22 protein-coding genes are annotated in these 21,153 nt (G+C 73.0%); 8 read left to right on the top strand and 14 right to left on the bottom strand.

What is annotated here, in order from left to right; genetic code table 11:
- Positions 1–410: 410 nt before the first annotated feature.
- Positions 411–1,448, top strand: coding sequence for a uroporphyrinogen decarboxylase (gene hemE / locus ACLQ2R_RS33030; RefSeq protein WP_425965285.1), 1,038 nt, complete (start codon positions 411–413; stop codon positions 1,446–1,448).
- Between the two features lie 29 nt (positions 1,449–1,477).
- On the opposite strand, the gene ACLQ2R_RS33025 is transcribed toward hemE, so the two are convergent.
- Positions 1,478–2,665 (bottom strand): DUF4349 domain-containing protein, encoded by a 1,188-nt coding sequence (locus ACLQ2R_RS33025; RefSeq protein ID WP_425965283.1) that lies wholly within the window; start codon positions 2,663–2,665, stop codon positions 1,478–1,480.
- 128 nt (positions 2,666–2,793) lie between these two features.
- On the opposite strand from ACLQ2R_RS33025, the gene hemG reads away from it, so the two are divergent.
- From hemG to ACLQ2R_RS33010, 3 genes are all read left to right on the top strand, one after another.
- Positions 2,794–4,236 carry a protoporphyrinogen oxidase gene (gene hemG / locus ACLQ2R_RS33020; RefSeq protein ID WP_425965281.1) on the top strand — a complete coding sequence of 481 codons (1,443 nt, stop codon included), beginning with the start codon at positions 2,794–2,796 and terminating at the stop codon, positions 4,234–4,236.
- A gap of 62 nt (positions 4,237–4,298) precedes the next feature.
- A complete protein-coding gene (gene hemQ, locus ACLQ2R_RS33015) occupies positions 4,299–4,940 on the top strand; it encodes a hydrogen peroxide-dependent heme synthase (protein WP_386245052.1) in 642 nt (213 codons plus the stop codon).
- 358 nt (positions 4,941–5,298) lie between these two features.
- A complete protein-coding gene (locus tag ACLQ2R_RS33010; protein WP_425965279.1) occupies positions 5,299–5,859 on the top strand; it encodes a hypothetical protein in 561 nt (186 codons plus the stop codon).
- Here ACLQ2R_RS33010 and ACLQ2R_RS33005 read toward each other — a convergent pair.
- The 5 genes from ACLQ2R_RS33005 to ACLQ2R_RS32985 all read right to left on the bottom strand — a co-directional run bounded on the left by ACLQ2R_RS33005 (position 5,838) and on the right by ACLQ2R_RS32985 (position 9,834).
- A complete protein-coding gene (locus tag ACLQ2R_RS33005; protein ID WP_425965277.1) occupies positions 5,838–5,975 on the bottom strand; it encodes a hypothetical protein in 138 nt (45 codons plus the stop codon). The genes ACLQ2R_RS33010 and ACLQ2R_RS33005 overlap by 22 nt on opposite strands.
- 131 nt (positions 5,976–6,106) lie before the next feature.
- Positions 6,107–6,508, bottom strand: a complete 402-nt coding sequence (gene msrB / locus ACLQ2R_RS33000; protein WP_425965275.1) for a peptide-methionine (R)-S-oxide reductase MsrB — start codon at positions 6,506–6,508, stop codon at positions 6,107–6,109.
- Positions 6,509–6,911: 403 nt separating this feature from the next.
- Positions 6,912–8,351 carry an aldehyde dehydrogenase family protein gene (locus ACLQ2R_RS32995; RefSeq protein ID WP_425965273.1) on the bottom strand — a complete coding sequence of 480 codons (1,440 nt, stop codon included), beginning with the start codon at positions 8,349–8,351 and terminating at the stop codon, positions 6,912–6,914.
- 159 nt (positions 8,352–8,510) lie between these two features.
- The gene (locus tag ACLQ2R_RS32990; protein WP_425965271.1) at positions 8,511–8,975 is read right to left on the bottom strand and encodes a hypothetical protein; all 465 of its coding nucleotides are present in this window, start codon (positions 8,973–8,975) and stop codon (positions 8,511–8,513) included.
- A 103-nt stretch (positions 8,976–9,078) separates the two neighbouring features.
- Complete coding sequence (locus ACLQ2R_RS32985; protein ID WP_425965269.1) at positions 9,079–9,834, bottom strand: pyrimidine reductase family protein; 756 nt, start codon at positions 9,832–9,834, stop codon at positions 9,079–9,081.
- 127 nt (positions 9,835–9,961) lie between these two features.
- Between ACLQ2R_RS32985 and ACLQ2R_RS32980 the strand changes: the two genes are divergently transcribed.
- Positions 9,962–10,366: a hypothetical protein gene (locus tag ACLQ2R_RS32980; RefSeq protein WP_425965268.1), complete on the top strand. Its 405-nt coding sequence runs from the start codon at positions 9,962–9,964 to the stop codon at positions 10,364–10,366.
- A gap of 140 nt (positions 10,367–10,506) precedes the next feature.
- Here the strand turns inward: ACLQ2R_RS32980 and glgX are convergent, their stop codons facing one another.
- From glgX to ACLQ2R_RS32960, 4 genes are all read right to left on the bottom strand, one after another.
- Positions 10,507–12,699, bottom strand: coding sequence for a glycogen debranching protein GlgX (gene glgX / locus ACLQ2R_RS32975; protein WP_425965266.1), 2,193 nt, complete (start codon positions 12,697–12,699; stop codon positions 10,507–10,509).
- Between the two features lie 380 nt (positions 12,700–13,079).
- Positions 13,080–13,508 carry an OsmC family peroxiredoxin gene (locus ACLQ2R_RS32970; protein WP_425965264.1) on the bottom strand — a complete coding sequence of 143 codons (429 nt, stop codon included), beginning with the start codon at positions 13,506–13,508 and terminating at the stop codon, positions 13,080–13,082.
- 203 nt (positions 13,509–13,711) lie between these two features.
- Positions 13,712–15,331: an isovaleryl-CoA dehydrogenase gene (locus ACLQ2R_RS32965; RefSeq protein ID WP_425965263.1), complete on the bottom strand. Its 1,620-nt coding sequence runs from the start codon at positions 15,329–15,331 to the stop codon at positions 13,712–13,714.
- Between the two features lie 191 nt (positions 15,332–15,522).
- Entirely contained in the window at positions 15,523–16,971 is a 1,449-nt protein-coding gene (locus ACLQ2R_RS32960; protein ID WP_425965261.1) for an ankyrin repeat domain-containing protein, read from the bottom strand.
- Positions 16,972–17,132: 161 nt separating this feature from the next.
- On the opposite strand from ACLQ2R_RS32960, the gene ACLQ2R_RS32955 reads away from it, so the two are divergent.
- From ACLQ2R_RS32955 to ACLQ2R_RS32945, 3 genes are all read left to right on the top strand, one after another.
- Entirely contained in the window at positions 17,133–17,933 is an 801-nt protein-coding gene (locus tag ACLQ2R_RS32955; protein WP_425965259.1) for a DUF1707 SHOCT-like domain-containing protein, read from the top strand.
- Positions 17,934–18,050: 117 nt separating this feature from the next.
- A complete protein-coding gene (locus ACLQ2R_RS32950; protein WP_425965257.1) occupies positions 18,051–18,548 on the top strand; it encodes a SigE family RNA polymerase sigma factor in 498 nt (165 codons plus the stop codon).
- Between the two features lies 1 nt (position 18,549).
- Positions 18,550–19,305: a hypothetical protein gene (locus ACLQ2R_RS32945; RefSeq protein WP_425965255.1), complete on the top strand. Its 756-nt coding sequence runs from the start codon at positions 18,550–18,552 to the stop codon at positions 19,303–19,305.
- A gap of 71 nt (positions 19,306–19,376) precedes the next feature.
- Here the strand turns inward: ACLQ2R_RS32945 and ACLQ2R_RS32940 are convergent, their stop codons facing one another.
- From ACLQ2R_RS32940 to ACLQ2R_RS32925, 4 genes are read right to left on the bottom strand one after another with little or no spacing between them, the layout of a single operon-like run.
- Positions 19,377–20,147 (bottom strand): sirohydrochlorin chelatase, encoded by a 771-nt coding sequence (locus ACLQ2R_RS32940; RefSeq protein ID WP_425965253.1) that lies wholly within the window; start codon positions 20,145–20,147, stop codon positions 19,377–19,379.
- A complete protein-coding gene (locus tag ACLQ2R_RS32935) occupies positions 20,144–20,872 on the bottom strand; it encodes a phosphoadenylyl-sulfate reductase (protein WP_425965251.1) in 729 nt (242 codons plus the stop codon). Before ACLQ2R_RS32935 ends, ACLQ2R_RS32940 begins: the two co-directional genes overlap by 4 nt.
- Complete coding sequence (locus ACLQ2R_RS32930; protein WP_425965249.1) at positions 20,869–20,991, bottom strand: hypothetical protein; 123 nt, start codon at positions 20,989–20,991, stop codon at positions 20,869–20,871. The genes ACLQ2R_RS32935 and ACLQ2R_RS32930 overlap by 4 nt, the downstream gene beginning before the upstream one ends.
- Positions 20,988–21,131: an Insertion element protein gene (locus ACLQ2R_RS32925; RefSeq protein WP_386244844.1), complete on the bottom strand. Its 144-nt coding sequence runs from the start codon at positions 21,129–21,131 to the stop codon at positions 20,988–20,990. Before ACLQ2R_RS32925 ends, ACLQ2R_RS32930 begins: the two co-directional genes overlap by 4 nt.
- Between the last annotated feature and the right edge of the window lie 22 nt (positions 21,132–21,153).

The raw sequence follows: 21,153 nt of genomic DNA, 5'->3' as shown, positions 1-21,153 counted from the left end.
TGGTGGACATCGCACGGGCCTTTCGTCGGGTCGTGGTCCGACGTTGGCACGTCGCGCCGACATTTCCGCGCAGCGTGCTCGGCGTGTCCCCAAAGTGGTGCGGGAATCGATGCCGCGCGGTGACTTGGCGAACATTTGGACCAGCCGGGGGCCGGGCCAGGATCACCGATGAGAGGAACTGTACCCGGAAACATGATCGCCCCGTCCCGCCCGTCTCGCGGGGGTCGCGATGACATCGGATGCAGAAGGACGAACACCCCAAAACCGGTAATACATGATTATTATCATCATTTAAAAATATCAAGGCATTCTCAGGTACAAACGAAGCGAATATCCGGTGATTTCCCGGCGGCCGCACCGGCCCGTGACCTGCGGAGCCGACCGGTCCCCCGTCGTGGGACCCTGGAACGGTGACTTCCGAGCCTGCCGACTCCACCTTCCTCCGCGCCTGCCACCGCCGGCCCGTTTCCCACACGCCGGTGTGGTTCATGCGCCAGGCCGGTCGCTCGCTGCCCGAGTACCGGGCGATCCGCGAGGGGGTGCCGATGCTCACCGCCTGCGCGACCCCCGACCTGGTCACCGAGATCACCATGCAGCCGGTACGCCGGTACGGGGTGGACGCGGCCATCCTCTTCAGCGACATCGTCGTCCCGCTGAGGGCGATCGGCGTCGACCTGGACATCAAGCCCGGCGTCGGCCCGGTGGTCGCCGAGCCGATCAGGGACGCCCGTGCGGCCGCCGCGCTGCGCCCGATCGAGCCCGACGACGTCTCCTACGTCACCGAGGCCGTCCAGGCGCTGACCAAGGAGCTGGGCGCGACCCCCCTCATCGGTTTCGCGGGCGCGCCGTTCACGCTGGCGTCGTACCTGATCGAGGGCGGCCCCTCCAAGAACCACGACCACACCAAGGCCATGATGTACGGCGAGCCGGAGCTCTGGCACGCGCTCATGGACCGGCTGACCGAGATCACGCTGGGCTTCCTGCGCATCCAGCTCTCCGCGGGCGTCTCCGCCGTCCAGCTCTTCGACTCCTGGGTCGGCGCCGTCTCGCCCGACGACTACCGCGAGTTCGTCCTGCCCTACACCCGCCGGATCTTCGACGGCCTGGCCGGGCTGGACGCCCCGCGCATCCACTTCGGGGTCGGCACCGGCGAGCTGCTCGGCCTGCTCGGCGAGGCCGGGGCCGACGTGGTCGGCGTCGACTGGCGGGTCCCGCTGGACGAGGCCGCCCGGCGGGTGGGGCCGGGCAAGGCGCTCCAGGGCAACCTGGACCCGGCCCTGCTGCTCGCGCCCTGGGAGGTCGTCGAGCGGAGGGCGGGCGAGATCCTCGCCCGCGCCGCCGGGCTGGAGGGCCACGTGTTCAACCTGGGCCACGGGGTGCTGCCCGGCACCGACCCCGACCAGCTCGCCCGCCTCACCGCGTTCGTGCAGGAGTCCTCGGCCCGCTGACCGCCCCCGGCCGGGCGCTCGTCGGCGGGTCAGGGGGAGGCCGGTCCCGCCGGCCTTTCCGGGGCCGTCCCTCCGGTGCCCGCGGGACGCGCCGCCTCCGGCGCGGCCGGTGCCGGTTCGGATGCCCCGGTCCCGTCGCGCCCCTCACCGGCGTCCTCCCTCACCGCGCGGCCGTCTTCCGCACGGTCGTCCTCCGTGCGGTCGTCCTCCGTGCGGTTCTCGTCCGCACGGTTCTCCTCCGGACCGGAGAAGGGCAGGAGGGGGGCCGAGGGCCGCCCGGCCGGGCCGTGCCCGGGGCCACCGCGCCTCCTGAGGCGGAGCAGGAAGGCCACGACCAGCCAGACCAGGGCGATCGCGATCAGCCAGGGGAGCAGCACGCCCAGCAGGGTCAGGCCGATCTTGACGGCGGTGACGAAGGAGCTCCAGCCCTCCTTCAGTCCCTCCAGGAAGCCGGAGGGCCCGTCGTCCTTCGGGGTGACCACCGCGGCCGGGCCGACCAGGTTCAGGGTCAGCGTCGCCGCGCTCGTCTGTGAGGCGAGCGACTTCTGCCGTGCCTGCAGGGACTCCAGCTCGCTCTCGCGGTTGGAGAGCTCCCGCTCCACCTTGAGCACCTCGCCGATCGTGTTGGCCCGCTTCAGCAGGGTGCGCAGCGAGTCCAGGGCCGCCTTGGCCGACGCCAGGCGGCTCTCCACGTCGGCCACCTCCTCGGTGACGTCCTCGGTGTTCTGCCGGAGCGACTCGCGGGTGCCCAGCTCCCTGCCGAGACGGTCGAGCGTGCCGGTGTAGTTCCCCGGCGGGATCTTGAAGACCAGCGTCGCGCTGCCCTCGCCCTCGGAGCGGGCGTCCGACCTCTCCATGGCCAGGTAGCCGCCCGCGGCGGTGACGATCCGGCGGGCGTCGTCCGCCGCGGCCGTCACGTCCTTGGCCCGCACGGTCATCTCGGCCGTGTAGACGATGGCCCTGTCCTGCGGGACCACCTCCACCCGGCCGGTCCCCGGGGAGCCCGCCTGCTCCTCGGGGGCCTTGGCGGGTGCCTCGCGCAGTGCCCGCGCGGACGCCGGCCCCGCCTCCGACCCCCCGTCGGCGTTGTAGCCGGAGGCGGGGGACGCGGCGTCGGAGGACGTGGCGGTCAGCTCGCCTCCACCGCAGGCCGTCGCCAGCAGTGTCAGGCCCGCCAGGGAGACGGCCAGGCGGGGACCGTACCGGAATCTGCTCATGACCATGATGACGAAGCGGTCGACCAGGAGGTTCGAGGCGAAGGGGTCACGATGGCGTCACGTTCCGCGTCGCGCGGGCGCGGGGCGGGAGAGGGGGCCGCCGGGCCGGAGCGATACGGTCAGGAGTCATGGAAGGCAACCGGAGGCACGTGGTGGTCGTCGGCGGCGGGATCGCCGGGCTGGCCGCCGCGTGGTACCTGCGACGGGGTGACGAGAACCTCAGGATCACCGTCCTGGACGGCGCCCCGCGGATCGGCGGCAAGCTGCACGCCGCCGAGGTGGCGGGCGTCACGGTGGACACGGGGGCCGAGGCGATGCTCGCCCGGCGTCCCGAGGGCAAGGACCTGGCCGGGGCGGTCGGACTGGGCGAGCAACTGCGGCTTCCCGGCACCACCCGGGCGAGCATCCTGAGCCGCGGGACGCTGCGGCCCATGCCGAAGGGGCACGTCATGGGCGTGCCGTCGGACCTGGTGGCGCTGGCCAGGTCGGGCGTCCTGTCCCCGGGCGGCCTGGCCCGCGCGGGGCTGGAGGCCGTCCTGCCGGCCACGCGCATCGGCGCCGACGTCTCGGTGGCGGCCTACATCCGCGCCCGGATGGGCGGCGAGGTGGTCGACCGGCTCGTCGAGCCGCTGCTCGGCGGCGTCTACGCGGGCAGGGCCGAACGGCTCTCGCTGGACGCCACCATGCCGAGGATCGCCGCCGCCGCCCGGTCGGAGCGGTCGCTGCTCGCCGCCGCCCGGCACATCTCCGCCGACGCGCCCAAGGACGCCGGGCCGGTCTTCACCACGCTGCGCCGGGGGATGGGCAGCCTCCCCGAGGCCGTCGCCGCGGCCTCCGGGGCGGAGATCAGGACCGGGGTCACCGTACGGGAGCTGCGGCGGACCCCGGAGGGCTGGCTGCTGGTGACCGGCCCGGTCCCCGCGCCGGAGACCGTCGAGGCGGACGCGGTGATCCTCGCCGTACCGGCCCCCGCGGCGAGCAGGCTGCTCGCCGGGGAAGCGTCCTCGGCCGCCGCCGAGCTGGCCCGCATCGAGTACGCGAGCATGGCCATCGTCACGCTGGCCTACCCACGCGAGGCGTTCCCCCGGCCGCCGGACGGCAGCGGCTACCTGGTGCCGGCCGTGGACGGGCGGACGGTCAAGGCCGTCACGTTCAGCTCGGTCAAGTGGCCGCACCTGGCCGAGACCGGCCCCGGCCTGATCCTGCTGCGCTGCTCGATCGGCCGGGTCGGAGAGGAGACGACGCTCCAGCGCGACGACGCCGAGCTCGTCGCGGCGGCCACGGCCGAGATGGCCGGCGTGATGGGCGTGCGCGGGCCGGTCCGCGACTCGCGGGTGACCCGCTGGGGCGGCTCCCTGCCGCAGTACGAGGTGGGTCACCTCGACAGGGTGGCCCGTATCCGCTCGGCCGCCGCGGCCCTGCCGGGGCTGGCCCTGTGCGGCGCCGCCTACGACGGGCTGGGCATCCCCGCCTGCGTCTCGACCGCCCGCACGGCGGCGGCCCGGATACTGGACCACCTGGATCCGACGGGAGAATGGCACGGCAGGACCGATTCGCTGACGAAGGGGTGAGGACGACGGACGTGAACCCGCGGCCCAAGGCACGCGACCTGAACGAGGTGATCCGTTACACGATGTGGTCGGTGTTCAGGATGAGCGAGCGCTGTCCCGGGCACCGTGAGGGCATCGCCGACGAGGTCGACGACCTGATGGACCAGATGGCGCGCAAGGACGTGGTGACCCGCGGCCTGTACGACGTGGCCGGCTTCCGCGCCGACGCCGACTTCATGTTCTGGTGGCACGCCCCGACGGCCGAGGACCTGCAGGAGACCTACTCCCGCTTCCGCCGCACCGGCCTGGGACGGCTGTCGGAGCCGGTGTGGTCGGCCATGGCGCTGCACCGCCCGGCCGAGTTCAACAAGTCGCACATCCCGGCCTTCCTGGCCGAGGAGGAGCCGCGCGCGTACGTGAGCGTCTACCCGTTCGTGCGTTCGCTGGAGTGGTACCTCCTGGACGACGCCGACCGCCGCCGGATGCTCGCCGAGCACGGCAGGATGGCCCGCGACTACCCCGACGTGCGCGCCAACACCGTCTCCTGCTTCGCGCTGAACGACTACGAGTGGATGCTGGCCTTCGAGGCCGACGAGCTGCACCGGATCGTCGACCTGATGCGCACCCTGCGCGGCGCCGAGGCGCGGCGCCACACCCGCGAGGAGATCCCCTTCTACACGGGCGTCCGCAAGCCCGCGGGCGAGCTGATCGCGGCGCTGCCCTAACCGGGCACCGCCGCCGGACGCCGCTCCGGCCGTGCCGCCGTGCCGCCGTGCGCCGGGGCGGCGAGGGCGGCGAGGGCGGCACCGTCCTCCGGCCCCGTCCCGCCGGTACGCGGCGGGACGGGAGGTGCTCCGGGGAAAGAACGCGCCCCCTGTGGCGACCGGACGAAAATAATCTCGCCAAGGTCTCTTTACCGTCCCGTGAATTTGCCATACTCGGGGAAAATCACCTGTCGATGTGAGGCCAAGGGTGAAAAGGGGCGAAGCTCTGGCACGATCCAGGCGGCGTGCTCGAGGGCGCCGGAGAAAGCAGTCACGCTCACGCGTCCTCGACGTCTCGGCGGGCATCGCCGCGCTGGCGGTGGGCGCCCTCGCGATCGGCGGGGTGTGGTTCCCCGACGAGGCGGTCCCCGGGAGCGGGACGGCCCGGGCGTCGGCCCCGAACGGCCCGGTCCCCGCGGCGGCGACGCCCGCGGCACCCGCGGGCGGCACCGTGGTCGCCGCCGAGGTGGACGGCCGGAACGCCGCGAGCGCGAAGAAGGACGCCGAGGAGCGGGCCAGGGCCGAGAAGAAGCGGCAGCGGACCAGGGAGACCGAGGCGTCGGGGCCGTCCAAGCACACCGACAGGGACGCGGTGGCCTACTTCAAGGGTCACAAGGCGAGCAAGAGGGTCAAGGACATCCGCATGGTCGGAGGCTATCTCCGGATATATACCGACCTGCCGGAGTCGGCGGACAACTCCAAGCAGGCCGTCAAGCTCTGCGAGGCGGGGGTCGACTACCTCGTCGGAGAGCTCGGCACGCCCAGCCCGGTGGTCTTCGTTCAGGCCGAGTTCGGGGAGAACGGCAATCCGGTCCTGGCCAACATGCTCGGCCCGGACGATCCCGACTGCCGCCTGACCTATCCACGGCCGGGGAAGTAGCCCGCGCCGCGCCGCGTGGAGGTCACCCGGACCCTGGTCCTGCCGCAGATCGCGCAGCGCTGGGTGATCACCTGGCCGATGGTCTCGACGACCTCCCACCTGTGGCGGAGATGCACGGAGACTCCTTAGGGAGACACGCTTCGGAGACCATCGAATACTACGCGTGATGTGGCCCGCCCTCTTCCGGACGGGACCGGCCTCCCGGCCGCTCACCGCCGGTGGACGCCGGCGGGCGAGCGGCGGTGGTTCACCCTGCGGGTTCCAGCCTCAGGGAGACCGAGTTGATGCAGTAGCGATCGTCGGTGGGCGTGCCGTAGCCCTCTCCGTGGAAGACGTGGCCGAGGTGCGAGTCGCAGGTCGCGCAGCGCACCTCGACGCGGGCCATGCCCATCGACCGGTCCTCGATCAGCGTCACCGCCTCCGACTTCGACGGCTCGTAGAAGCTCGGCCAGCCGCAGTGGCTGTCGAACTTCGTGTCGGACCTGAACAGCTCGGTGCCGCAGGCCCGGCAGCTGTAGACGCCCACGGTCTTGGTGTCGACGTACTCCCCGGTGTAGGCACGCTCGGTCCCGGCCTGGCGGAGAACGCGGAACTCCTCGGGGGAGAGCTGGACGCGCCACTCGGCGTCGCTCTTTAGCACCTTTTCCATCCCACCAGCCTATGCGGTGAGCCGGATGCCCGGCGGAACCACCCGGGGGCGCGAGGCCCTGAAGAGGCGCCCGGGGCGGGATGCGGGAAAATCTTGACGGGTGAGGCATCCTTTGGTGCCCGTTCCCGCGTCTTCCCTTATGGGGAGGTGTATCACCTTCCCGTTGAGGGGTCAGACCATCTGTCCGGCGGTTCGCGCTCTGCGGACCGGCCGGAGCCGCCGTCCGGGTGGCGCGCCAGCGCCTGAGCCCGGCGAGCAACAGGTGGCCGTGCGTCCGTCCCGTCGAGTGCCCGGTCCCGCCGCCGTGGCGGCTCCGGGGCGGACCTACCCGTCACAGGCCCACCCGGACGATCACGGCCCCTTCCGCGGACCAGGTCCGGACGATCGCGGCCTCTCGCGCGGGTCAGGTCTGGATGATCGCGGCCTTCTCCCTGGTGTACTCCAGCACGGCGTCGTGCCCGTACCCGGAGTCCTTGACGCCGCCGAACGGCAGCCCGGGGGGCATCTGGCGGAAGGTGTTCACCCAGACCGTGCCGGTCCGCAGCTCGCGGACGAACCGGTGGGCGCGGGCCAGGTCGCGGGTCCACACCCCCGCCGCGAGCCCGTACGGGGAGTCGTTGGCGATGGCCAGCGCCTCGTCCTCGGTGTCGAAGGGGAGGGCCACGGCCACCGGGCCGAAGATCTCCTCCTGGCAGACGCGCAGCCGGTTGTCCGAGGTCGTCAGGAGCGTGGGCGACACCCAGTACCCGCCGGGCAGCGACGGGACCACGTCGGCCCCGGTCCGCCCGCCGAACACCTGCTCGGCGCCCTCCTTCTCGGCGATCTCCAGGTAGGAGACGACCCGCTCGTACTGGTCGGCGGAGACGATCGGGCCCATCGTGGTGGCCATGTCCATCGGGTCGCCCAGCCGGACGTTCGAGGCGATCTCGGCGATCCGCCCGATCATCTCCTCCCAGATCGGCCGGTGGACGAGGATGCGGGACCCGGCCACGCAGACCTGCCCGGCGTTGCCGGTGTAGACCGAGTCGACCGTCACCCCCCGGGCGGCGGCGTCCAGGTCGGCGTCGGAGAAGACGATGTTCGGCGACTTGCCGCCGAGTTCGAACGTCAGCGGCTTGAGGTTGTCGGCCGAGGCCCGGGTGATCGCCTGCCCGGTCCGGGTGGAGCCGGTCAGGCTGATCCTGTCGACCCCGCGGTGGCGCACCAGCGGGTCGCCGACGTCCTCGCCGAGACCGCTGACGATGTTGAGCGTGCCGGGCGGGAGCACCTCGGCCAGCAGCTCCCCGAGCCGCAGCACCGAGGCGCACGCCTGCTCGGCGGGCTTGACGATCACCGTGTTCCCCGCCGCCAGCGCGTAGGCGGCCTTGGCGGAGAACGTCGAGATGGGGGAGTTCCACGGGATGACACAGAGCGCGACCCCGTACGGCTCGCGCCGGGTGAGCCCGAGGCTGTTCGGTCCCAGGATCACGGTCTCGCCCTTGACCGCGTCGAGCGCCTGGCCGGCCGCGATCTGCCACAGGTGGGTCATGCCGGGAAGGTCCCTGTTGAGGGTGTCGCGCAGGATGCGCCCGTTGTCCCTGGTCTCGATCCTGGCCAGTTCCCCGGCGTGCCGGGCGAAGACCTCCGCCACCTGGCGCAGGTGGTGCGCCCGGCGCAGCGCGGGCAGGGCCGACCAGGCGGGGAACGCCTCCCGTGCCGCCGCGACGGCGGCCTCGGCGTCGGCCCTGCCGCTCGCCGGGACGCGGGCCCAGACCTCGCCGGTGGCCGGGTCGACCGAGTCCAGCGTGCGGCCGCCGGCCGCGGCGACCAGCCGGCCGCCGATCAGGTTGCGGTACTCGTTCACTCGTCACTCCCGCGTCAGCCGTACCGGAAACTTGCCCAAGCGTACGCTTGCTCAAGGGAGGAGCGGAAGCTCGGCGTGCGGAGAGGGCTCGGCGCGGGATGGCGTGGGGCCGGTGCGAGAGACGGCGTGGAGGCGGTACGGGGGCGGTGTGAGGGGGGGTCAGCCCCGGCGGCGCCCCAGGACGAACGACACGTTCACGGCGACGATTCCGACCCACAGGAGCACCAGGATGAACGCGAGCAGCGACTCGCCCAGGTCGGAGTAGGTGATGCCGATCGTCGCCGGCACTCCGGCCACGAGGGAGACGATGGCCAGCGCCAGCCGCTGCCCGGCGTCCACCGAGGGAGCGACCGCAGGGGCCTTGGCGGGGGCACGCGCGGCGAGCCGCTCGTCCACCCGCCTGTCGATCTCCTGGTCCATCTTCTCCAGGAAACCCTCCACGAGAGAGTCTTCGTAGTCCGGGCCGAGATCCCGGCGGGCCGCGAGCGAGGCGCGGAGTTCGTCACCGGAGGAGGATGATGATCGTTCCATGGTCGAGATATATCGTTTCGACAGTGATATGTCCAGCCGGCACCGTTCCAGCGCGGACGCCGGGGAGCCGATGCCCACCACATGCCACGCCATCGGCCTCCTCCCCGCCCCGGCCGCCGGCTCCGCCGTCGGCGTCACCGTCACCGATCTCGCCGCCGGTCGTGCCGGCGACCCCGACGCCCGCCCCGCCCCGTCGCTAGCCCGTCTCGGCGCCGTCGTGTCCCGAGGGCTCCGCGCCGCCGCGGACGTAGCGCAGGAAGAGGAACCCCTCGTCCCGCAGGACGTGCGCCAGGCGCAGCCGGACGAGCGAGGACGGGCCGTCCAGGAGCCGGGCCGAGTCGCCGCCGATCAGCATCGGGCTCACCGTCAGGCAGAGCTCGTCGACCAGGTCCGCTCCGGCCAGTTGCGCGTTGATCCTGGGGCCTCCCTCGCAGAGCATCCGGCCCAGCCCGCGCCCGGCGAGCTCCCGTACCGCCAGCGCGGGGTCCACCCGGTCGTCCCCGGCCACGATCACCTCGGCGTGCCGGGCCGCCTCGCGCCGTCGCTCCACGGGCGCGGCCTCGCAGGTGACGACGATCGTCCGGGAGTCCGGTGCCGCCTCGGTGAAGAGCGGGCCCGACAGGTCCAGGTCGAGGCCGCGGGTGATCACCGCGACGGGCGGGACGGCCGGCCGGCCCTCGCGCAGCTCCCGCCACGACGGCTTCGGCCGGGCCGGGCCGTACCCCTCGGTCCGTACGGTCGCCGCCCCGGCCACGATGACGTCGGCCAGGCCGCGCAGCACGTGGAAGACCCGGCGGTCGCCGCTGCCGGACAGCTCGCCCGAGCGTCCCTCGAACCAGGTCCCGCCGTCGGCGCTGGCGACCATGTTGAGCCGCAGGCACGGGGCGGCCGGGTAGGCGTAGGCCCGGGCGAGGTCGATCTCCGTCGACGGGCCGGGATGGATGAGGCGCACCGTCCCAGCTTCGCACGGGAGGCCGCGGTGAGTTCTCCCGGCGCGGGCGATACCGGATGTGATGGCCGGTAGTGACTTCGGGCGCCGGAAGATACATGATTCCTCCACCGGGAAGAGGGAGAAATGCGTGGGCCTGGTCGCGATCGTGACATGGTTGATCACCGCGATGGTCGGTATCTACCTGCTGTACGTGTGGCTCTCCGGGGGAGGGCTCCGACAACAGGCGACCAAGGTCACCCGTTTCCCCACGCTGCTGATCTTCACCCATCCGGTCCTGGCGATCTCCGCCCTGGCCTGCTGGGTGGTCTACGTGCTCACCCTGGAGCGGATCTTCGCCTGGCTCTCGTTCGGGGTGCTCACGGCCTCCGCGCTGCTGGGGTTCACCATGTTCACCCGCTGGCTGGGCGGCGGACGGCACGCCCGCGGCGCCGAGCAGCGCTTCCCGGTCGTCGCCGTCGTGCTGCACGGCGTGGCCGGGGTGACGACGTTCGTCCTGGTCCTGCTCACCGCCGCGGTCGCGTCCGGGGCCTGAGAGAGACGGTCGCGTCCGGGGTCTGAGAGACGGTCGCGCCCGGGGCCGGAGCCGCGGTCGTCTCCGGCGTCCTGGGCCCGACCGCGTCCGGTGTCCGGGGTCCAGGGCCGCGCGGGGCTCCGGGACCCGTCCCGGGGAGCTCAGGACCTGCCGCGCGCGCAGCTCAGGATCTGCACCGAGCGGGAGGTCACCTTGACCGAGCTCTCGGCCGGCCAGTGCTCCTCCGAGGCCGGAGGACCCTGCGGGGAGCCGACGACGACGCCGACGGCATCGGCGCCGTCAACGACGTCGGCCGCGCCGACGGTGTCGTCGGTGTCGTCGGCGGTGTCCAGCACGCGGTGCCACCGCTCGCCGTACCTGCCCTGGGGGAGGGCGAAGATCATGTCCTCGTGGTGGGCGTTGATCAGCAGCAGGAACGAGTCGTCCACGATCCGCTCGCCGCGCGTCCCCGGCTCGGTGATGGCGTCGCCGTTCAGGAAGACGGTCAGCGACTTGGCGTACCCGGTGTGCCAGTCGCCGGCCGACATCTCCTCCCCGGCGGGGGTGAACCACACGATGTCGCGGGTGCCGTCGGCGGCCTTGTGCCCGTGGAAGAAGCGGCGCCGCTGGAACACCGGGTGCTCGCGCCGCAGCGCGGACAGGCGCCTGACGAAGCCGAGGAGGTCGCCCTCCCGCTCGGCCAGCGACCAGTCGATCCAGGAGATCTCGTTGTCCTGGCAGTAGGCGTTGTTGTTGCCGTGCTGGGTCCGGCCGAACTCGTCCCCGGCCAGCATCATGGGAACGCCCTGGGAGATGAACAGGGTGACCAGGAGGTTGCGGCGCTGGCGGCGGCGCAGGCTCATGATCTGCGCGTCCTCCGTCGGCCCCTCGACCCCGCAGTTCCACGACCGGTTGTCGTCGGTGCCGTCCCGGTTGTCCTCGCCGTTGTCCTCGTTGTGCTTGTGGTCGTAGGAGACGAGGTCGTTCAGGGGGAACCCGTCGTGGCAGGTGACGAAGTTGATCGAGGCCACGGGGCGGCGGCCGGAGACGGCGTAGAGGTCGGCGGACCCGGTGAGCCGGGAGGCGAACTCGGGCAGCGCGGACCCGCTGCCGCGCCAGAAGTCGCGCACGCTGTCGCGGTACTTGCCGTTCCACTCCATCCACAGCGGCGGGAAGTTGCCGACCTGGTAGCCGCCGGGACCCACGTCCCAGGGCTCGGCGATCAGCTTGACCTGGGAGATCACCGGGTCCTGCTGGATCAGGTCGAAGAAGGCGCTCAGCCGGTCGACGTCGTGCAGCTCCCGGGCGAGCGCGGAGGCCAGGTCGAACCTGAAGCCGTCCACGTGCATCTCCAGGACCCAGTAGCGCAGCGAGTCCATGATCAGTTGCAGGGCGTGCGGGGAGCGGACGTTGAGGGAGTTGCCGCACCCGGTGTAGTCGAGGTAGTAGCGCCGGTCCCCGTCGTGCAGCCGGTAGTAGGCCCTGTTGTCGATGCCGCGGAAGCCCAGGGTGGGCCCCATGTGGTCACCCTCGGCGGTGTGGTTGTAGACCACGTCCAGGATGACCTCGATGCCCGCCTCGTGCAGCGCCCGCACCATGGCCTTGAACTCCTGCACCTGCTCGCCGCGCAGGCCGGAGCGGGCGTAGCCGGCGTGCGGGGCCAGGTAGGCGATCGTGTTGTAGCCCCAGTAGTTGGTCAGCCCCCGGGCGACCATCGCGTGCTCGGGCACCGACTGGTGGACCGGCATCAGCTCCACCGCGGTGACGCCCAGGCTCAGCAGGTGCTCGATGACCGCGGGGTGGGCCAGGCCCGCGTACGTGCCGCGCCGGTCCTCGGGGACCGCGGGGTGGCGCATGGTCAGCCCGCGCACGTGCGCCTCGTAGATCACGGTCTGGTGGTACGGGGTGCGGGGGGAGCGGTCGTCGCCCCACTCGAAGAACGGGTTGATCACCACGTTCTTCGGCATGAAGGGAGCGGTGTCCTCGTCGTTGCGGCTCCCCGGATCGGTGAACCGGTAGGAGAACATCGCCTCGTTCCACACGACGTCGCCCTCGACGGCCTTGGCGTAGGGGTCCAGCAGCAGCTTGGAGGGGTTGCACCGGTGCCCCTGGGAGGGGTTGTACGGGCCGTGGACGCGGTAGCCGTACCGCTGGCCGGGCTGGACGCCCGGGAGGTAGCCGTGCCAGACGAACGCGTCCACCTCGGTCAGCTCGACGCGCTCCTCGGGGCCGTCGTCCGGGAAGAGGCAGAGCTCGACCCGCTCGGCCACCTCGGAGAAGAGGGAGAAGTTGGTTCCCACGCCGTCCCAGGTGCTGCCGAGCGGATAGGACTGCCCCGGCCAGACTTCGCGCATATGACCCTATTCTCCTCTGATCCGCCCCCCGTGCGAAGGGTGTTCTTGCTCCTGTCACTTTAAGGTGGCAATGAGGAGTTTTGTCCGGGTATTTAGGTATGTTCTCCGTGACCTCGCCGGACCACCCGTATCCCTGGGGCACGAGCGGCCGTACGGGCGCCGCGATCGGGCCGGCCCGGACCGCCCCGGACCTCGCAGGACCTCGCCGGACCTCGCCGGAACGGCCCGGACCGGACCGGCCTCGCCGGGCCAGACCGGGCAGGACCGGACCCGATCGGGCCGGCCTGGGCCTGAACAGACCGGGCCGGGCCTGAACAGGCCGGATCCGGCCGAGCCGGCCTGAGCCGACCCGGACCGGCCGCGGGCGGGGAAAGCCGCTCTCAGCTCAGCAGCTCGGCGTTGAGCGTGATCGTCGTGCCGGTCAGGGCCTTGCTCACGGGGCAGTTCGTCTTGGCGGTCTCGGCCGCCTCCTGGAACTGCTCGGCGGTCAGGCCGTCGACCTGGGCGCGGACCGACAGGACGATCCCGGTGATGCCCTCGCCCGGCTGGAAGGTCACGTCGGCCTTGGTCTCCACCGTCTGGGGCGGCGTGCCGGCCTGGGCGAGCCCGTGGGAGAGGGCCATCGAGAAGCACGAGGAGTGCGCCGCGGCGATGAGCTCCTCGGGGGAGGTCTTGCCGTCCGGCTCCTGGGAACGCGAGGCCCAGGTCACGTCGAAGGTGCCCACCCCGGAGGTGTCGAGGGAGACGTTGCCGGAACCGTCGAGCAGCGCGCCCTTCCACTGGGTCGTCGCGGTACGTGTCGTCGCCATGGCGATTGTCCTTTCGATCATGAGGCGTTGGCCATGAACGACCCTACCGCCGGGCCCCCCGGAGACCGTCGGCCGGTCGAAGGACCGCGCGCCCGACGAGCGTGTCCAGGTCCACGCCGGTCAGAAGCCGCGCCCGACGAGCGTGTCCACCTCCAGGTCGATCGGAAGCCCGCGTCCGATGAGCGTCTCCAGGCCCAGGCCCGTCAGAGGACCGCGCGCCCGACGAGCGTGTCCAGGTCCAGGCCGGCCGGGAGCGTGCCGAAGGCGTGACCCCCCTCGCCGGACAGCCGGGAGACGCAGAACGCGTCCGCGACGGCCGCCGGGGCCAGCCGCACGAGCAGCGAGCCCTGCAGCACCAGCGCCATGTCCTCGGCGACGCGCCGGGCTCGGACCTCCAGGTCGGTGGGGTCGTCCAGCGCCTTGCGCAGCCGGTCGGCGGCGCCGTCCAGGTGCCGGTCGGCCCCGGCGGCGAGCGAGACCTCGTCGAAGAACGCCTCCCGCGCCTCGGGCTCGCGGCCCAGGGCGCGCAGCACGTCCAGCGCCGCGACGTTCCCCGAGCCCTCCCAGATGCCGTTGAGCGGGGAGTCGCGGAACAGCCGGGGCATCTGCGACTCCTCCACGTAGCCGTTGCCGCCCAGGCACTCCAGCGCCTCGGCCGCGTGCACGGGCGCGCGCTTGCAGACCCAGTACTTGCTCACGGCCAACGCGGTGCGGCGGAGCGCGGCCTCGGCCCGGTCACCGGCGATCGCCCGGTCGGTGGCCCCGGCCAGCCGCGTCATCAGCACGGTCGCCGCCTCCGACTCCAGCGCCAGGTCGGCCAGGACGTTGCGCATCAGGGGCTGGTCGGCCAGGTGCCTGCCGAACGCCTTGCGGTGACGGGCGTGGTGGACCGCCTGCGTCACGCCGTACCGCATGCCGGCCGCCGAGCCGATCACGCAGTCCAGCCGGGTCATGTTGACCATCTCCAGGATGGTCCGCACGCCCCGGCCCTCCTCGCCCACCAGCCAGGCCGTCGCGCCGTGGTACTCCACCTCGGCGCTCGCGTTGGACCGGTTGCCCAGCTTGTCCTTCAGCCGCATCAGGTGCACGGCGTTGCGGGTGCCGTCCGGCAGCACCCGGGGGAGCAGGAAGCACGACAGCCCGCCGGGCGCCTGGGCCAGGACCAGGAACACGTCGCACATCGGCGCGGAGTTGAACCACTTGTGACCGGTCAGGACGTAGCTCCCGTCGCCCGCGGGCTCGGCGCGGGTGGTGCCGGCCCGCACGTCGGAGCCGCCCTGCTTCTCGGTCATCGCCATCCCGGCGAGCACACCGCGCTTGCCGAGCGGCGGGCGCAGCCCGAAGTCGTAGCTCCGCGAGGCCAGTGCCGGCTCCCACTCGGCCGCCAGCGCGGGACTGTGGCGCAGGGCCGCGATCGAGGCGTACGTCATCGAGATCGGGCAGCCGTGCCCGGACTCGACCTGGCTCCAGACGTAGAACTTGGCGGCGCGCGCCACGTGCGCGCCCGGCCGGGGACTCGCCCAGGGGGTGGCGTGCATGCCCGCCTCGACCGCCACGGTCATCAGCTCGTGCCAGGCGGGGTGGTACTCCACCTCGTCGATCCTGTGGCCGTACCGGTCGTGGGTCCGCAGGACGGGAGGGTGCTCGTTGGCCAGCCGTCCCCACTCCTGGGCCTGCTCGGAGCCGGCCTGAAGGCCGAGCCGCCGCAGCTCCCCGGTGGCCCAGTCCGCACCCTCCCGGATCACGCCGTCCATCAGCGCGGCGTCGGCGGACACGTCGTGCCCGGCGAGCGGGCGGGCCTGGTTGAAGACGTCATGGGTCACGTTCGGCCTCCGCTGAACTTGTCCGGCACTTCACCGGTCTCTCCCTATCTCAACACCCTTTCGCAGGACCTACGTATGCGGTTGTGGCGATGTGTCCCGTTCGGCGGAGAGGGGAGGGCGGGGCCGTCCACGGGCCCCTCCCTCCCCCTCCGGGACCGGCGCCGCCGCCGGATCGGGCGGCGGCGGCCGGGTCAGAGATTCTTCACCAGGTCGCGGGCGTAGTCGTCGTCCTCGTCGCTCTCGGCGAGCACGCGCTCGACGCCCCGCCGGGCACGCTCGTCGCCCCGGGTGGCCAGGCCGCGGGTGGCCTCCGCGACAGTGTTCAGATCCTCGTCCTCCAGCCGGGCGGCCAGCGCCTCGCGGATCTCCTCGCCGTCCTCGGCCAGCCCCGCCAGGCCCATGGTCGCCCAGTCGCGGACCTCCGGGTCGGGGTCGCGCGTCATCGAGACGAGCAGCGCCAGCCCCTCGGCGTGGCCCGGCGGCAGCACCGCGGCCAGCGCGGCCGGGTCGGCCTGGGTACGGGTCCAGCCGCCGGCGGTGACGATCTCCAGTACCTCGGGCAGGGCGCGGGGGTCGGCGTGGTGGCCCAGGGCGCCGAGCACCGAGCGCAGCACCCGCTCGTCGCCCTCGGTGGCCGCCATCCGCCGCAGCACGGGCAGGGCCTCCTCCAGGTAGGGCTTCTCGCCCTCGGCGAAGCCGAACTCGGCGAGCACGTCCACGGCGAACTCCCGCTTGCGGGGGTCCTCGCTCGCGCACAGCCGCACCGCCGCCTCGAAGGTGTCCCGGTCGCCGCGCCGGCTCAGCGAGCTCGCCACGGTCCACCAGGTCTCGGCCTCCTCGTCGACGTCCCGGTACGGCATCGCCCGCTCCACCAGGTCGTCGAAGGGGAGCCGCTCGCCGGTGGCGTCCTCCAGCAGGGTCGCGACGGCCGCGTGCCCGCGCTGGCAGGTGAGCTCGGCCTCCCGGGTCCCGTCCGGGCCCACCGCCGCGACCGTGACCAGGTCGGTGCCGTCCTTGGCGCGGCTGCGGCCCACCACGAACTGCGAGCCCTCCGGGGCCTGCTCGGTGAGCTGCTCCAGCAGCGCGCTCTCCAGCTGGGTGCCGAGCCAGTCGTAGGCGATGGAGAGCGGGGTGTCGCCGTCGCCGTCGGGCCGGCCGGCCTCGGCGTCGTGCTCCAGCAGCGCCCGCACCACGCCGAGCGCGCCGCGCCGGGAGGCCAGGGTCAGCGCGGTCTCGCCGCTGTCGTTGGCCTCCTCGGGGCTCGCCCCGGCCGCGAGCAGCACCCGCGCGGCGTCGGCCCGCCCGTTGGCGGACGCCCACAGCAGCGCGGTCCAGCCCCCGGCCTCCCGTCCGGCCACGTCGGCGCCGGCGGCCAGCAGGGCCGTGACGACCTCGTCGTGGTCCCAGGCGGAGGCCACGCAGAGCGGCAGGCCCTCGTCCTCGCCGCCGCTGATCCGGTTGGGGTCGGCCCCGTGGACCAGCAGCGCGCGCACGACGGCGACACGGCCCCGGTTCGACGCCAGGTACAGCGCGGTGGGCTCTTCCGCGCCCTCGGGGTCGGCGCTCGTCCCGCCCTGCAGCAGCAGCTCGGTCCGCTCGGCGTCGTCGGCCGCCACCGCGTCCAGGAGTTCTCGGTACATGCCTCCGGATCATAGGGCGTGTCCCGGTGTCCGGGCCGTACGCCGGGGCCGGTGGCGGCGAGGGGAGGACGGCGGGAGGAGGCCGGGATCAATCATGGTGCATCGACCTTCATTCGTCTGAAGGATCCTCTATCGAGACAACTCGCGATATGTTGTGAGTTATGAATGATTCCGGGGAGATGCGGGTCTCGGACGCCGAGCGCGAGTCCGCCGTCGAGTGGCTGCGGGTCGCCTCCGTCGAGGGGCGGCTGACCCTCGGGGAGCTGACCGAGCGCACCGAGGCCGCCTACACCGCGCGCACCCAGGCCGAGCTCGCCGTGGTCACCTCGGACCTGCCGGGCGTCCGTCCCGCCGCGCCCGCCCACCCGCCGGCCCCGCGGCCGGCCGGCCAGGCGCGCCGCTGGTTCGTGGCGGTGATGGGCAGCTCCAAGCAGCGCGGCACCTGGCGGATCGACAAGCCGCTCGGCGCCGTCGCGCTGATGGGGGACGTCGTGCTGGACCTGCGCCAGGCCGAGGTCCGCACCGGCGGGGTGGACATCATGGCCACCGCGGTCATGGGCAACGTGAAGATCATCGTCCCGGACGGCGTGGACGTCGAGCTCGACGGCATCGCCATCATGGGGGACAAGAAGGTCCAGGTCGTCGAGGCCCCGCCGGGCACGCACGCGCCCGTCGTGCGGGTCACCGCCTACGCCGTCATGGGGGACGTCAAGGTGGTCGGCGACTCGCGGACCAAGCCCCTCAAGAAGGCCTGGTCCGCCTGGCGGGAGCAGTGGGAGGAGATGCGCGGTGAGCTCACCGGCGAGTCCCACCACCGCCCGATCCCGCCCCGCCCCGCGGGCTCCCCGCACTCCTGGCACGCCACCGGGCCGCAGCACCAGGCCCACCCCCCGGCGCAGCCCTCTCCGGACCCGTCGCGGCCCCCGTACCCGCCGCAGCCCCCGTACCCGCCCGGGCACTGACGGCGGCCCCGTCGCGCAAGGGCCCGGGAGAGCGCGCAAGAGCGCGGACGCGTGCAACGCCCCGGCGGCGCCGGGGCGTAGTGATCGGTGACATACACCGAGCAGTGAGGATCCCCGATGCGAGATCGGGCCGACTTCGAGCAGTACGTGAAAGAGCGTTCGCCTCGCCTCCTGCGAGCCGCCTACCTCCTCTGCCGGGACTGGGGAACCGCCGAGGACCTGCTGCAGACCGCGCTGGCCAAGGCGTGGCTCGCCTGGCGCAGGGTGGGCGAGAACCCCGACCCGTACGTCTACCGCATCCTGGTCAACACGCACGCCACCTGGTGGCGGCGCAGATGGCGGGGAGAGCTGCCCAGCGAGACGCTCCCGGAGACGCCGGACGCCGACACCGCCGAGGCGGTGGCCACCCGAGAGGCGGTCCGCCAGGCCCTGGCACGGCTCCCGGTCAGGCAGCGGGCCGTGATCGTCCTGCGGTACTTCGCCGATCTGCCCGACCGGCAGATCGCCGAGATCCTCGACTGCTCGGTCGCGACCGTGCGCAGCCAGGCCAGCCGGGCGCTGCGCAAGCTGCGCGTCGATCCGGTGGCCGGCGCCGTCATGACCATGGGGAGTTGAAATGGCGATCACCGAGTCCGAACTGCGCGAGATCCTCGACCGGGACGACGGCGGGGGGCACGCCGGCACGGTGACCCTCGCCGGCGTCCACCGGCGTGCCCGGGCGATCAGGCGGCGCCGGGCCGCGGCCGCAGTGGCCGCCGCCGGCCTCGCGGGGGCGCTGGCGTTCGGCCTGACCGGCGGGGACACCGCGACAGGGCGGGAGTGGACCGGGCTGATGGCACAGCCGCCGGGGGCACTCAAGATCGTCAAGGCTCCGGTCGGAGGGCTCAACGTCCACGAGCGGCTGGAGGCGATGACCTACCGCAGGGGCGGGGTGCGCGAGGAGCTCACCTTCACGCGGACCACGCCGCACATCCAGGTGACGCTGCGCTGCCACGGGCCCGCCGACGCCGCCGCGCTCTGGGTCGACGGCCACCTCGTCAGGGCCGGGGCCTGCACGCCCGGCGGGACCGTCCACCTGCTCTGGCAGGGGCTCAGGGGCGAGGTCGGCTCCCGGCACACCGTGACCGGCATCGTGCTGAGGACCAGGGACGACACCCCGGTGCCCCGGTCGATCGACGCCGCCACCGCGGGCCGCCTGATCGCCGACCAGTGGCCGTTCGACAGCGAATGGTCGATCCGGGTCGAGCGGCTCGCCGAACCCGAGTGCCGGGACAGGGTACGCCAGCTCGACCCGCGCACCGGGGAGATGGTCCAGCTCAGCTGCGCGGACGACGGCGGCACCCCGTCCAAACCCGCCCTCGGGTCCTCCTGAGGGCCGAGCCGAGCCGGGCCGGTGCCGGCGGGGCGGGTGCCGACGCGGCCCGCCGGGGCCGGGCAGCCGGGTCAGGCCGTGGCGAGCATCCGGGGCCGGTGCGCCGCCAGGTCGTAGCGTTCCAGCAGCACCGCCGCGACCTCGGGGGCGGCCCCCAGCACCTCGGCGACCACCTCGGCGCCCGCCGCCAGGGTCTCGCGGCGGATCCTGTCGGCGAAGTGGCCCGGGGCCAGCAGGTAGGGGGCGACGACGATCCGCGCTGCCCCCGACCGGCGCAGGTCCAGCACCGCCTCCTCGGGGGCCGGCCCCGCCGCCGAGGCGTAGGCGGCGACCACCCGCCCGCCGCGCCGCGCCTCCCACTCCCGGGCGATCCCGGCCACCGTCTCGTTGGCCCTGCGGTCACCGGAACCGGCCGAGACCAGCACCACCGCGGTACCGGGATCGTCCGCGCGCGCCCCCGCCTCGGCCAGGCGCCGCTCCAGGGCGTCGACCAGCAGCGGGTGCGGGCCCAGCGTGGTGCCCGTGCGCACCCGCAGCCGCGGGCGCCGGGCCGTCACCGCGGCCAGCGCGCCCGGGATGTCGACCCGGCTGTGGTAGGCCTCGGTGAGCAGCAGCGGCAGCACCACGGCCTCGGTCAGGCCGGAGAGCGCGGCCGGGAGCGTGGGGGAGGCGTGGTCGAGGTAGGCGGTGCGCACCGGCAGGTCCGGCCGCGCCCGCCGCACCAGGTCGAGCAGGTCCTGCACGGTCTCGGCGGCACGCGGGTCACGGGACCCGTGCGCCACGGCGACGAGCGGGACCGGCCGGACCGGGGGCGACGCGGCGGCGCCGGAGCGCCAGGTCATACGTGCAATCCGCATTCGATCTTGCCCATGCCGGCCCACCGGCCGCTGCGGGGGTCCTCGCCCGGCGCGACCTGGCGGGTGCAGGGGGCGCAGCCGATCGAGGGGTAGTCGTCGTAGTGCAGCGGGTTGACCAGCACCCCGTTGTCGGCCATGTAGTTGTCGACGTCCTGCTGCGTCCACCGGGCGATCGGGTTGATCTTGACCATCTGGCGCTTGGCGTCCCACTCGACGACCTTGACGCCGGCGCGGGTGACGGCCTCGTCGCGGCGGATGCCGGAGACCCAGGCCAGGTAGGGCTCCAGGGCGCGGTTGAGCGGCTCGACCTTGCGCAGGTAGCAGCACAGGTCGGGGTTGCGCCCGAACAGTCGCGGGCCCAGGTCGCGCTCCTGCTCGGCGACCGTGCGCGAGGGCTTGACGTCGATCACGTTGACGTCGTAGACCTGCTGGACGGCGTCGCGGGTGCCGACCGTCTCGGCGAAGTGGTAGCCGGTGTCGATGAACAACACGTCCACGCCGGGCTTGACCCGGCTGACCAGGTCGATCAGCAGGGCGTCGCTCATGGAGGCGGTCAGGCAGAGCCGGTCGCCGAACGTCGCCGCCGCCCAGCGGATGATCTCCAGGGCCGAGGCGTCCTCCAGGAACCGCGCGGCCGACTCGACGATGTCCTGCATGTCGAGCTCGCCCCGCTGCCGGCGTAACCCGACCTCGACGTCCACCACTGTCATCGCTCGCTCACCCAATCCTCGTTCGCCCCGCGGGCCGTGTTCGCCGTACGGGCCCGTGCGGCCCGGCCGGTCGTCGTGTCGATCGTCGTGTCGATCACCTGGGAGTGGTCGCGCCTCATGAGCGCGCCCCTATCCCGAGGAACTTCAGCTTGAAGGCGCGGATGCACGACCGGCAGTACCAGCCGCCGTCGCCCTCGTAGGGCTCCAGGTCCTCCTCGCCGCAGTAGGGGCAGTGGAAGGGGACCGCTCGCTCGCTCATCGCTTCCCCCCCGTCCCGCCCC

This window comes from Streptosporangium sp. DT93 (genome assembly GCF_049844535.1).
GTDB lineage: Bacteria > Actinomycetota > Actinomycetes > Streptosporangiales > Streptosporangiaceae > Streptosporangium.
This window is presented reverse-complemented; position numbering and strand designations above follow the sequence as displayed.